We start from the raw sequence: 895 nt of genomic DNA, 5'->3' as shown, positions 1-895 counted from the left end.
AAGACTATGTCTTACGTGGTTGTAATTCGTTTGCGGCGTGTCGGAATGAGTTGTGCCGCATGATGTTCGACTCGTGACCGATGAGTTGTCGAAACGTCTTGTGCCGGATGAGTTGTGGGCTCTGGCTGAGCCGTTGCTGCCGGAGTTCTCGACCCGTCCGCAGGGTGGCGGCACCGCCCCGGTCGATGAGCGGGCGGTGTTCACCGCGGTGGTGTTCGTGCTGACCAGCGGTTGTGTGTGGCGGATGTTGCCGCCGTCGTTCGGGGTGAGCGTGCCGACCGCGCATCGGCGGTTCACGGTGTGGACCGAAGCCGGGCTGTGGCGTCGTTTACATCGTGCGGTGCTCGATGAGCTGGGCAGCCATGGCTTGATCGACTGGTCGCGTGCGGTGATCGACGCGGCGTCGGTGCGAGCGAAAAAGGGGGGTCTATGACCGGGCCGAGCCCGGTGGATCGCGGCAAGACCGGCTCGAAGATCCACGTTCTGTCCGATCGTGCGGGAATCCCTCTGTCGGTGGGTGTTTCGGCTGCCAACACCAACGACGTCGAGGCACTCAAACCGCTCGTGAAGGCGATCCCTGCCGTGCGGTCGCGGCGCGGGCCACGCCGGCGCAAGCCCGCAAAGCTGCACGCGGACAAGGCATACGATGCCGCTGACCTGCGTCGTTGGGTACGTGACCGTGGCATCGGCGTCCGCATCGCCCGCAAGGGCATCGAGTCCTCGCAGCGCCTTGGCCGGCACAGGTGGGTGATAGAAAGGACGATCTCCTGGCTCACCGGCTACCACCGGCTCAACATCCGCTACGACCGCAAGGCCACGCATTTCCTCGCCTTCCTCACCCTTGCTGCGACTCTGACCTGCTACAAGAAACTGGCGAAATCAACGACATGAGACA

General features: G+C 63.7%; 1 protein-coding gene. It reads left to right on the top strand.

What is annotated here, in order from left to right:
- The first annotated feature begins 73 nt into the window (after positions 1–73).
- Positions 74–891, top strand: a protein-coding gene (locus tag ON37_RS31925) for an IS5 family transposase (protein ID WP_422615680.1) whose coding sequence is annotated in 2 segments (ribosomal slippage) — positions 74–421 and positions 424–891 — 816 coding nt in all. Because the reading frame shifts where the segments join, the coding sequence is not laid out codon by codon here.
- The last annotated feature ends 4 nt before the right edge of the window (positions 892–895 follow it).

The organism is Nocardia veterana NBRC 100344 (genome assembly GCF_000308855.1).
Classification (GTDB): domain Bacteria; phylum Actinomycetota; class Actinomycetes; order Mycobacteriales; family Mycobacteriaceae; genus Nocardia; species Nocardia veterana.
Note: the sequence above shows the minus strand (reverse complement) of the source record. Positions and strands in the feature narration are given on the sequence as shown.